This is a genomic window from Micropruina sp. (genome assembly GCF_027492755.1).
Lineage (GTDB): Bacteria > Actinomycetota > Actinomycetes > Propionibacteriales > Propionibacteriaceae > Micropruina.
This window is the reverse complement of sequence record NZ_JAPUED010000131.1, coordinates 1-10,579: the sequence shown is the minus strand read 5'-3', so window position 1 is coordinate 10,579 and position 10,579 is coordinate 1. Positions and strand designations below refer to the sequence as shown.

15 protein-coding genes and 4 tRNA genes are annotated in these 10,579 nt (G+C 68.8%); 18 read left to right on the top strand and 1 reads right to left on the bottom strand.

All coding sequences use genetic code 11. The annotated features are described in order from the left end of the window. A partial coding sequence (locus Q0066_RS09735) for a YajQ family cyclic di-GMP-binding protein (protein ID WP_298132412.1) occupies positions 1-488 on the bottom strand: 488 nt, incomplete at its 3' end. 79 nt (positions 489-567) lie between these two features. Between Q0066_RS09735 and Q0066_RS09730 the strand changes: the two genes are divergently transcribed. From Q0066_RS09730 to Q0066_RS09645, 18 genes are all read left to right on the top strand, one after another. Beyond that, positions 568-649: transfer RNA gene (locus Q0066_RS09730), tRNA-Tyr, on the top strand. A gap of 89 nt (positions 650-738) precedes the next feature. After that, on the top strand, positions 739-963 hold the full coding sequence (locus tag Q0066_RS09725; RefSeq protein WP_298132411.1) for a hypothetical protein: 225 nt from the start codon (positions 739-741) through the stop codon (positions 961-963). Continuing rightward, positions 960-1,388 carry a PIN domain-containing protein gene (locus tag Q0066_RS09720; RefSeq protein ID WP_298132409.1) on the top strand — a complete coding sequence of 143 codons (429 nt, stop codon included), beginning with the start codon at positions 960-962 and terminating at the stop codon, positions 1,386-1,388. Before Q0066_RS09725 ends, Q0066_RS09720 begins: the two co-directional genes overlap by 4 nt. Positions 1,389-1,514: 126 nt before the next feature. Next, a complete protein-coding gene (locus Q0066_RS09715) occupies positions 1,515-2,126 on the top strand; it encodes a hypothetical protein (RefSeq protein WP_298132407.1) in 612 nt (203 codons plus the stop codon). Then, positions 2,116-2,883, top strand: coding sequence for a response regulator transcription factor (locus Q0066_RS09710; RefSeq protein WP_298132405.1), 768 nt, complete (start codon positions 2,116-2,118; stop codon positions 2,881-2,883). The genes Q0066_RS09715 and Q0066_RS09710 overlap by 11 nt, the downstream gene beginning before the upstream one ends. Next, a complete protein-coding gene (locus Q0066_RS09705; protein WP_298132403.1) occupies positions 2,880-3,845 on the top strand; it encodes a HAMP domain-containing sensor histidine kinase in 966 nt (321 codons plus the stop codon). The genes Q0066_RS09710 and Q0066_RS09705 overlap by 4 nt, the downstream gene beginning before the upstream one ends. Continuing rightward, a complete protein-coding gene (locus Q0066_RS09700; protein WP_298132401.1) occupies positions 3,845-5,065 on the top strand; it encodes an OmpA family protein in 1,221 nt (406 codons plus the stop codon). The genes Q0066_RS09705 and Q0066_RS09700 overlap by 1 nt, the downstream gene beginning before the upstream one ends. A gap of 60 nt (positions 5,066-5,125) precedes the next feature. Further along, complete coding sequence (locus tag Q0066_RS09695) at positions 5,126-5,632, top strand: GNAT family N-acetyltransferase (RefSeq protein WP_298132399.1); 507 nt, start codon at positions 5,126-5,128, stop codon at positions 5,630-5,632. A 70-nt stretch (positions 5,633-5,702) separates the two neighbouring features. Beyond that, a tRNA-Thr gene (locus Q0066_RS09690) sits at positions 5,703-5,775 on the top strand. Between the two features lie 62 nt (positions 5,776-5,837). Further along, positions 5,838-5,913, top strand: a tRNA-Met gene (locus Q0066_RS09685). Between the two features lie 36 nt (positions 5,914-5,949). Further along, entirely contained in the window at positions 5,950-6,120 is a 171-nt protein-coding gene (gene rpmG / locus Q0066_RS09680) for a 50S ribosomal protein L33 (protein ID WP_105184661.1), read from the top strand. A 169-nt stretch (positions 6,121-6,289) separates the two neighbouring features. Further along, complete coding sequence (locus Q0066_RS09675) at positions 6,290-6,718, top strand: MaoC family dehydratase N-terminal domain-containing protein (protein WP_298132396.1); 429 nt, start codon at positions 6,290-6,292, stop codon at positions 6,716-6,718. Next, on the top strand, positions 6,715-7,122 hold the full coding sequence (locus Q0066_RS09670) for a MaoC/PaaZ C-terminal domain-containing protein (RefSeq protein ID WP_298132394.1): 408 nt from the start codon (positions 6,715-6,717) through the stop codon (positions 7,120-7,122). Before Q0066_RS09675 ends, Q0066_RS09670 begins: the two co-directional genes overlap by 4 nt. Beyond that, positions 7,115-8,194, top strand: a complete 1,080-nt coding sequence (locus tag Q0066_RS09665) for a UDP-N-acetylmuramate dehydrogenase (protein ID WP_298132392.1) — start codon at positions 7,115-7,117, stop codon at positions 8,192-8,194. The genes Q0066_RS09670 and Q0066_RS09665 overlap by 8 nt, the downstream gene beginning before the upstream one ends. Positions 8,195-8,199: 5 nt before the next feature. Beyond that, positions 8,200-9,399, top strand: coding sequence for an amino acid aminotransferase (locus tag Q0066_RS09660; RefSeq protein ID WP_298132390.1), 1,200 nt, complete (start codon positions 8,200-8,202; stop codon positions 9,397-9,399). A 150-nt stretch (positions 9,400-9,549) separates the two neighbouring features. Further along, positions 9,550-9,622, top strand: a tRNA-Trp gene (locus Q0066_RS09655). 30 nt (positions 9,623-9,652) lie between these two features. After that, a complete protein-coding gene (secE, locus tag Q0066_RS09650) occupies positions 9,653-10,024 on the top strand; it encodes a preprotein translocase subunit SecE (RefSeq protein WP_298132388.1) in 372 nt (123 codons plus the stop codon). Between the two features lie 32 nt (positions 10,025-10,056). Further along, positions 10,057-10,579, top strand: a 523-nt coding sequence (locus Q0066_RS09645; protein WP_298132386.1) for a transcription termination/antitermination NusG family protein, incomplete at its 3' end; no start/stop codon positions are given.

Sequence of the window (10,579 nt, the reverse complement as noted above, 5' to 3'; positions counted from 1 at the left end):
CGGTAGTTGGCGAACTGAACCGGGAAGTCGTAATCGGCTTCCTTGATCAGCCGCTGGCAGGCCTGCAGATCGTCCCGCTTCTTGCTGGAGACCCGCAGCTCGTCGCCCTGCACCTGGGTCTTGACGCCCTTGGGTCCGGAATCGCGGATCAGCTTGGCGATCTTCTTGGCGTCCTCGGTGGCGATGCCCTGCTGCATGGTGGCGGTCAGCTTCCAGATCTTGCCGCTGATCCGCGGCTCACCCGGCTTCAACGCCTTCAGGTCGATCTTGCGGCGGACCAGCATGGTCTGCAGCACGTCGAGGACGGCCTTCACCCGCTCTTCGCCGGAAGCCTCCATGTCGACCACGTCGCCGGTCACCTTGATGGCGGCGTCGGTGCCCTTGAAGTCGTAGCGGTTCCGGATCTCCTTGGCGGTCATGTTGACCGCGTTCTCCAGCTCCTGCTGATCGAATTTGCTCACCACGTCGAAGGAGCTATCGCCTGCCATCGTCCGTCCTCATCTCTGGTTTGTCTCGATTGGTCCGCTCGCCTGCAGTGTTGCTATGTTTGTCCTCGCCCACCAGCACGGCAGGTTGCCCGAGCGGCCAAAGGGAGCGGTCTGTAAAACCGTCGGCATCGCCTACGTAGGTTCGAATCCTACACCTGCCACCGTGTGCCAGGCCTAGTCAAAGCAATATTGGCTAGGCCTGTTGCGTTGTTCGTGCCCTCTGAGTGAGGTCTGTCCTACCCTTATTGCTATGAGTGCGGAACGGAACGAGTTGCACGAGCTCGTCGACGCGTTGCCGGACGACCAGGTTGTTCGGGTGCTCGCCGACGTCCGTCGGCGACTGCCCCGTGTCGCGAGCGACCCCGCGTGGCCACCTGCGTTCTTTGGCATGGGAGTCGACAAGGAAGGACGCACCGACCTCTCGATGAGTGTGGACGAGATCCTCGCCAGCGGTTTTGGCTCACCTCGTTCATGATTCTCTGCGACTCCGGCCCGCTGATCGCCGTTGCTGTCCGCGATGACGCTCACTACAACGAGTGCACGACCCTCTTTACGGGCCTGCGGTTGGCGGGACACAGGCTCCTCGTTCCCGCGACAGTCGTGGCTGAGGTGGGCTACATGCTCGAGCAGCGGGTCGGCCCAACTGTGGAAGCCGCTTTCCTTCAAGCGGTAGCTGAGGGAGCGTTCGAGTTGGTCAACCTCGATCCAGAGGATCTGGCTCGGATGGCCTGGTTGGTTGGTAGGTACGACGATCTTCCGTTGGGCACGACCGATGCTTCCGTGATCGCATTAGCGGAGCGTCTCGGTGTGAGCGAGGTGGCGACGCTGGACCAACGTCACTTCCGAGTCGTGCGGCCAAGTCATGTGGACGCGCTGACGCTGCTGCCAGAGGTCCGCTGATTGATCTCCGCCCTAGATGCGCCCGCGCCATGTCGCTGGACTGCGACCGCATTGCGACACCGCGGCCACCTGTGGGACACGTCGGCCCAATAGCGTGGACCCGTCAGTTCACGAGAGGGATCCACCATGACGAACCAGCACCCCCGGCTCGCCCGCCTCATCGCCGTCGGCACCGCCCTGCTGCTCACCGCCGGGTGCAGCGTCGCAGTGACCACCGGCTCGCCGACCAACCCTCCCGGCAGCGCCCAGCCGGCCGACCCGACCGCAGCAGCCCCCTCCACGGCCGCTCCGACCACTGAGGAGTCGGTGCCGTCCGACGCGAAGCCCGTCGACACCCTGGTCGCCCGCGCCACCCGGGACGCCGAGCGCACCACCGCGACCATCAAGGGCGACGCCAGCGGCACCCGCTACGACTCGGCACTGTCGCTGTGGGCCGGTTGCGACGGCACCGAGGACGAGGTGCTGTTCGGCGTGGCCGGCAACAAGATCTTCCAGGGCAAGCTCGGTCTGCGCGCCTCCGTGCCCGACGACATCGTGGTGCACGTGCTGATCCTGGCCGACGGCGACCCCGTCCAGAATCTCCAGCTGGACGGCACCAACCCGACCCCGGCGCTGCTGCCGGTCCGGTTCCTGATCGAGGGCAAGAAGACCGTCACCCTGCAAACGAAGGTGGTTCGCGGCACCTGCTCCAGTGCGACGGAGTCCTACGCGGTGCTGGTGGACGGCTATGTCTACTGAGCGTCCCGCGCTGCTGCTGGTCGACGACGACCCCGGCATCACCTCCGGCCTCAGCCCGATCCTGGAACGCGACGGCTTCGCGGTCACCATCGCCGAGGACGGCGCAGCCGCGCTCGAAACGGTGGCCGCAGGCGGCATCGACATCGTGGTGCTCGACGTGATGATGCCCGGCCTCGACGGACGCGAAACCCTGCGCCGGTTGCGCCGCGACGGCCACACCGTCCCGGTGGTGCTGCTCACCTCGGTGGGGGAGGCCGCGGAGCGGGCCAGGGCCCTGGACGAGGGCGCCGACGACTACCTCAACAAGCCGTTCGACGCCGGCGAACTGATCTCCCGGGTCCGTGCGGTGCTGCGCCGCACCAGCTCCGGCGGACCGACCCTGGCCAGCGCCCCCGTCCTCATCGCGGGGGAACTCAAGGTGGACCGGTCGGCGCGCCGGATCTGGCTGTCCGGACGCGAGGTGGCCCTCACGCCGAAGGCGTTCGCACTGCTCGACCATCTGATCACCCACCCGGACGAGGTGGTCTCCAAGCCGCGGCTGCTCGAGGTGGTCTGGGGTTATGACGACCCGGTCGGCACTCGGGCCATCGACCACCGGATCTCCGAGCTGCGCCGGGTGCTGGCCGACGATCCGGCCCATCCCCGCTGGATTCGCACCGTGCCCGGCGTCGGCTACGCCTTCGTCGCCCCGGTCAGTCAGGCCGGCGTCAGTCCGACCCCCGTCAGTCAGCACCCGCTCAGCCAGGGCCTCCGATGACAACGGCGAACCGGGTGGCGGCGGCCGTCGCCGCGGTCGGGCTGGTCAGCGCACTGGTGGTGTGGCTGGTCGTCCCGCAGACCCGGGTGGTCTTCGCGGTCTCACCCGCCCTGCTGCTGGCGCTGGCCACCGTGCTGGTCGCCGGTGCCGCGCTCGCTGCCGGACGCCTCGCCCGTGGCCGGGAACGCCTGCTCGCCCTCGGCGACCAGCGGGTCGCCGAGGCTGCCCACGAGGTCGAGGCCCGGCTGGGTGCCGAACGTGGCCGGCTGCTGGGCCGCATCGACCATGAGCTGAAGAACCCGGTGATGGCCACCAACCTGGCCCTGGACGCGCTCCGCGCCGCCCCGCCGGGAAGCCCGCAGGCCACGGACGCCGTCGAGGTCATCGCCACCCAGTCCGCCCGGCTCGGTGCCCTGCTCACCTCATTGCGCAAGATCGCCGACGTCGAGCACCGCGATCTCGACATCGAACAGGTCGACCTCGGCGAGTTGCTCACCGCCGTCCGGGACGCCTGCTCGACCACGCCGTCCGGCGTCCAGCGGCACTGGTCGCTCAACCTGCCGCGGGCGCCCTGGCCGCTGCCGGCCATCGCCGGTGACCCCGACCTGCTCTACCTGGCGCTGTACAACCTGACCGACAACGCCGTGAAGTACTCCCGCCCCGGTGACCGGATCGAGATCCGGGCGTCCGAGTCCGACGGCGGCATCGGCGTCGTGGTCGCCGACACCGGCGCCGGCATCCCCGCCGACGAGGTGCCGGGCGTCTTCGACGAGCTCTCCCGCGCGTCCACCGCCCGCGGCATCCCCGGCCAGGGCCTCGGCCTGGCGCTGGTCCGTTCGGTTGTCGGACGCCACGGCGGCCGCGTCCACCTCGACTCCCGGATCGGCGTCGGCACCTCGGTGTCGCTGTGGCTGCCGCTGCCGTCCACCCCTCCCGCCAGCCACCCCGAAAGGAAAGCCTGATGCTCCGATCCCGTCTCGCCGCCGGTCTGCTCACCGGAGCCCTGACACTCACCGGCTGCTCGGTCAGCGTCAGCGCCGAAACGTCCACCGAGCCCACCGCCGTCGGGACGCCCTCGGTCGAACCCAGCCCGGCGACGAGCGCGACCAGCAGCGCCGAGTCCGCCGCCGACAACGCCGTTCCCGGCTACGCGATCGGCCAGGCGCCGCCGGTGCCGCTGTTCAGCCTGCCCGACATCTCCCGGGTCTCGACGGCCGGCAAGAAGCTGCGCGACAAGCTCAAGGTTGAGATCAAGGACATTCCGGGCGTCAAGATCACCGCGGTGCGCTGCACCAAGGACGGCCAGTACAGCAACGCCGACTCCGGCCTGGTGCTGTACGGCGACGGCTCCGGCTCCTACGTCGGCCCGGACGGCAGCTACACCCGTGGCCGGGACGGCTCCGAGACCTCGGTCAGCGACCGCGAGTCGATCACCCGGGACGGCAAGGGCGGCGGTACCTACGTCAGCGACCAGGTGTCGATCACCAACGCCGGCGACGGCTCGGGCACCTACGTGGACTCCGACATCTCCGTCACCATCGACGGCAAGGGCGGCGGCACCTATGTCAGCGGCACCGAGTCGATCAGCAACGACGGCGACGGTTCCGGCACCTACGTGAGCGGCAAGGTCTCGATCAGCAACGACGGCGACGGTTCCGGCACCTACGTGGACGCCAACGTCTCCATCAGCAACGACGGACGGGGCACCGCCACGGTGGTCGGACCGAGCTTCTCCGGGACCGTGCCGGCCGATCCGCTGGCGCCGGTGCCGGCGCTGGGCAAGTTCCCGCCGGTGCAGCAGTTGCTGCCGAAGATCGACATCTGCGGCTTCGTGATCACCCTGGCCGACGGCGTGCTGTTCGACTTCGATAAGGACAACATCCGCCCGGACGCCGCCGCGACGCTCGACAAGGTCGCCACCGCGCTGAAGCAGGTCGGGAACAACCCGATCCAGATCAGCGGGCACACCGACGCCATCGGCACCGACAGCTACAACCAGGGGCTGTCCGAACGGCGCGCGGGTTCGGTGGAGCAGGCGCTGCGGCAGCGCGGCGTGGCGGCGCCGATGACGTCCAAGGGGTACGGCGAGAGCCGTCCGGTGGCCCCCAACGAGCTCAACGGCAAGGACAACCCGGCCGGCCGCCAGTTGAACCGCCGGGTGGAGATCTTCGTCCGCAGCTGACCTGACGGCTCTCCCCAGAGCTTCGCCCCTTGTCACCCGGCGCGCGCTTACACTGACCGCATGCTGATGCAGCGTGGCTTGCCCTTGCCCGCGCCGGAAACGCCGGCCGGGGTGACTCTTCGTCCCCAGATGCCCTCCGACGCCCAGGCGTTGGGTGCCTTGTACTGGGACTCCTACCCCAAGGGTGCCGCCGCGGTCGACCTGGAGGACGCCGTCGAAGAGATGGAAGGCGTCTTCGCCGGCGAGTACGGCGCCCCGGTCGAACAGGCCTCGCTGGTGGTCGAGGATTCCGACGGCACGGTGATCGGCTGCGTGCAGACCGTCACCAGCCCGCCGTGGGAGGGCATTCCCGCGGTGCCGTTCGTGATCGAGCTCTTCGTCCACCCTGAGCACCGCCGGCGCGGGCTCGGCACACTGCTGCTGCTGTCAGCGGCGAACGCCTGTCACGAGCTGGGCTGGGAGAGCATGGCGCTGAACGTCCAGGAGGAGACCGCGGGCGAGGCGCAGCACCTGTACAACCGGCTGGGTTTCGTCGAGATCACGCCGGTCGGGGCCGCCGAATCCTGACCTGTGGTCGTCCGCGACTCGCCGATTTGAGAGCTGCGCGAATCCTCGTGTAGTGTTTCACGCGGTCCAGGCCCCTATAGCTCAGTCGGCAGAGCGTCTCCATGGTAAGGAGAAGGTCTGCGGTTCGATTCCGCATGGGGGCTCTGTGTGTGGAGGGACGGAATAACCGCCCGTCGTCCCGGTGTTCCGGTCTTCAGACACGCCCGGCGGGATAGCTCAGGCGGTAGAGCAAGCGGCTCATAATCGCTGTGTCGCGGGTTCGAGTCCCGCTCCCGCTACCAGGATCGGCAACTGCAAGACGAGAGAGAGCAACGGCGATGGCCAAGAAGCAGTCGGAGATTCGTCCGAAGATCACCTTGGCGTGCACCGAGTGCAAGGAGCGCAACTACATCACCAAGAAGAACCGGCGTAACGACCCGGATCGTCTTGAGCTGAAGAAGTTCTGCCCCAAGTGCCACCTGCACACCGCGCACCGCGAGACTCGCTGAGCGTAGCCAAGAGGCCGCCCGCACTGCGCGGGCGGCCTTTTCGCTTGTCCCAGTCCTCAACGCTCGCCTAACTACTCGGGGCTCGCAGAGTTCAGCGAGCCCTGAATAGTTGGGCGAGCGCGAGGGTGGTGCGAGCCGGGAGTGCCGCCCCGGCACTAGCCTGTGGCCCATGATCAGCGAGACCCACGTCGGACGCAGCTATCCGCCGTCCGCGCCCTACCTGGTGAGCGCCGCCAAGGTGGCCGAGTTCGCCGCCGCCCTGGGGGACGCCGACAACCCGGCCTACGCCGGCCCGGACGCCGTCGCACCGCCCACCTTCGCGGTGCTGTTGTCGTCGGCGGCCTGGCAGGCCATGTTCGACGACCCGGAGCTGGAGCTGTCGCTGAGCAGCACCGTGCACACCGACCAGCGGTTCACCTGGCATCGTCCGCTGCGGGTCGGCGACGCCGTCACCGCGACGCTGACCATCGATCGCGTCCGGGCGCGCGGCAACAGCGCGTTCATCTCGCTCACCGTCGCCCTGGACGCCGACGGCGAACGGGTCTGTGAGGCGGCGTCCACGCTGCTGCACAGCTGGCCGGAAGGGAAGGCGGCATGACCGATATCGAGGTCGGCACCGTCTTGCCGAGCATCACCGCGACCTTCACCCGCCAGACGCTGGTCCGTTACGCGGGTGCCTCCACCGATTTCAACCCGATCCACTACTCGGACGCCGCGGCCGCCGCGCTCGGCCTGCCCGGCGTGATCGCCCACGGCATGCTGACCATGGGCACCGCGCTGCGGGTGGTCACCGACTGGTGCGGTGACCCGGCCCGAGTCCTCAGCTACTACGTGCGGTTCGTCAAGTCCGTGCCGGTGCCGGACGACGCCGACGGTGCCACGGTGACCTTCGGGGGTACCGTGACGAAGATGGAGGACGGCATCGCCACCGTCACCGTCGAGGCGACGCTCGACGGTGTGAAGGTGCTCGGCGGTGCGAAAGCGGAGGTGCGCTGTGACTGACCTGCTCGCCGGCAGGACGACTCGGCTGGCCGACCACACCACGTTGCGGGTCGGTGGCCCGGCCCGCGCCTGGGTCGAGGCGACCAGCGAAGCGGAACTGGTGGCGGCCGTGCAGGCCGCGGACGCCGCCGGTGAGCCGTTGCTGATCCTCGGCGGCGGCTCGAACGTGCTGGTCTCCGACGCGGGCTTCGACGGCACGGTCGTGCACGTCGCCACCCGGGGCATCAGGCTGGCCGGCGGCTCCTGCACCATCGACGAGCCCGGTGCGGCGATGTGTGGTGGCGCGGTCATCGAGGTGGCCGCCGGTGAGAACTGGGACGACTTCGTCGCCCACGCGATCGCCCAGGAGTGGCGTGGCATCGAGGCGCTCTCCGGCATCCCGGGCAGCGTCGGGGCCACCCCGATCCAGAACGTCGGCGCCTACGGCCAGGAGGTGTCCGACTGGCTGTGGTCGGTGCGCACCTGGGACCGCCGGGCCAACAGCTTCCGTACCTTCGCCGTCGGCGACTGCGGCCTGGGCTACCGGACCTCGCGGTTCAAGTCCGAACCCGGTCGGTACGTGGTGCTCAGCGTCACCTTCCAGTTCCGCCAGGGCACCATGTCGGCGCCGCTGCGGTTCGGCGAGCTGAGTCGACGGCTGGAGACCGACGGCCGCGGCCGGGCCCCGATGACGGAGGTCCGGAAAGCCGTCCTAGAGTTGCGGCGCGGCAAGGGCATGGTGCTCGACGCCGCCGATCACGACACCTGGAGCGCCGGTTCCTTCTTCACCAATCCGATCCTGGACGCCGAGCAGGCCGCGTCCCTGCCCGAGGCGGCGCCCCGGTTCCCGCAGGCCGACGGGCGGGTCAAGACCAGCGCCGCCTGGCTGATCGAGGCGGCCGGCTTCCACAAGGGCTTCGGCACCCCGCCGGCCACCTTGTCGACCAAGCACACCCTGGCGCTCACCAACCGCGGGGGAGCCGGCAGCGACGACCTGCTCGGGCTGGCCCGCGAGGTTCGCGACGGCGTCCGGAAGGCCTTCGGCATCACCCTGGTACCCGAACCAGTGCTGGTGGGCGTGACTCTAGACTGAGGGCCATGTCCCTCTTCAGCGCAGTTCCGCTTGCCCCGCGCGACCCGATCCTGGGTCTGACCGAGGCGTTCCAGGCCGACACCAACCCGGAAAAGGTCAATCTCGGGGTGGGCGTCTACCAGGACGGCACCGGCAAGCTCCCGCTGCTGGAATGTGTCCGGCAGGCGGAGCAGCGGCTGGCGGAGGATCCGAAGCCGCGCGGCTACCTGCCGATCGACGGGCTGCCGGGCTACACCAAGGCGGTCCGCGAACTGGTGTTCGGCGCCGACTCGGCGGCTGTCGCGGCCGGCCGGGTGGTCACCGTCCAGGCGCTGGGCGGCACCGGTGCGCTGAAGATCGGCGCCGACTTCCTGCGTCGCTTCGACCCGGACGCGAAGGTGCTGATCTCCGACCCGTCCTGGGAGAACCACGAGGCGCTGTTCACCCGGGCCGGCTTCACCGTCGAGACCTACCGTTACTACGACGCGGACGCCCGCGGCGTCGACTTCGAGGGCATGCTGGCCGACCTGGCCGCCGCGCCCGCCGGCACGATCGTGGTACTGCACGCCTGCTGCCACAACCCGACCGGCTACGACCTCACCGAACAGCAGTGGGGCAGCGTCATCGAAACCGTGACCGAGGCCGGTTTGGTGCCCTTCCTCGACATGGCCTACCAGGGCTTCTCCGAGTCGCTGGACGCCGACGGTGCCGTCGTCCGCCGATTCGCCGAGACCGGTCTGCCGCTGCTGGTGTCCACCTCGTTCTCCAAGAGCCTCGGCCTCTACGGCGAGCGGGTGGGCGCCCTGTCGGTGGTCTGCGCGGACGCCGAAGAAGCGGCCCGGCTGCTCTCCCAGGAGAAGATCGTGATCCGGACCAACTTCTCCAACCCGCCCACCCACGGCGGCCAGTTGGCCGCCACGGTGCTGGCCGATCCGGAGCTGCGCGGGTTGTGGATCGACGAGCTGGCCGCGATGCGGGATCGGATCAAGAGCATGCGGCTGCGCCTGGTCGCCGGCCTGGAGGCCGCCGGCATCACCGACATGGGCTTCATCGCCACCCAGGTCGGCATGTTCAGCTACTCCGGCCTGACCAAGGAGCAGATGGTCGCCCTGCGCGAACGGCACGGGGTCTACGGCACCGACAAGGGTCGGATCTGCGTCGCGGCGCTGAACGAGGCCAACATCGACCACGTCTGCGCGGCCATCGCCGACGTCCGCAAGGCCTGAAGCGCCTCGGTTCGACGGGAATCGGTAAGCCGGGTACACTTCTTGTCTTGGTGGCCTCACCTCAGTTGGCCCATGCCCCACAACGCTCACAAGGCGTAGGGTGCGGTGCCCACAAGGCGTTAGGTGGCTGGTGAGGCAGGGCCACCACGAAGGGCAATAGCTCAATTGGCAGAGCAGCGGTCTCCAAAACCGCAGGTTGGGGGTTCAAGTCCCTCTTGCCCTGCTGGGACGAGTCGAGTGCGAAGGATCATGTGTGGCGGACAAGGACAATGCCGAGAGCGACAACGGCGTTCCGGCTGCCCCCGATCCGGCGCGTGACGTAGCGCGTGCGGCGGCGAGCAGCCGCCCGGTTCGCAAATCGTCGTCAGCAGCAGATTCGGACGGCAAGAAGGATCACGCCACCCCGAAGCAGCATGCGACCGGCACGGCGCGGGCTCGCAAGCGGGCCACGCCGGCGGGTTTCGTTCGTGAGTCGGTCGGCGAGCTGCGCAAGGTGGTGTGGCCGACCGCCAACCAGTTGCGGCAGTACTTCATCGTCGTGCTGGTCTTCGTGCTGCTGGTGATCCTGTATGTCACCTCCCTCGACCTGCTGTTCGGCTGGGGCCTGCTGCAGCTCTTCGGCTGAGCCCCCGAGAAGTCAACGAGAGAAGCAAATCTGTGTCTGATACGCATGCCACCAACGAGCCCGATTTCGAGATCGACCTCGGGCCGTCCGATGCCACCGCGCCCTCGGACGACTTCGAGGTCGACCTGGGCATCGACAGCTCCGACGAGCCCGACGACGGCGTCTCGATCGACCTCAGCGAGCCCGAGCCGGCCGCCGAGGAAGACGAGGGGGAGGCCGGCGACGAAGCAGTCCTGGAGGCGCTGCGCGAGGAACTGCGCGGCCAGATCGGCGACTGGTACGTGATCCACACCTACTCCGGCATGGAGAACCGGGTGAAGCAGAACCTGGACTCCCGGGTGAAGACGCTCGGCATGGAGGAGTACATCTTCGAGACCGTGGTGCCCACCGAAGAGGTCGTCGAGACCCGCAGCGGCACCCGCAAGACGGTCACCCGCACCGTGCTGCCCGGCTACGTGCTGGTGCGCATGGAGCTGACCGACGCGTCCTGGGCCGCGGTGCGGCACACCCCGTCGGTGACCGGCTTCGTCGCGCACGCCAACGCCCCCGTCCCGC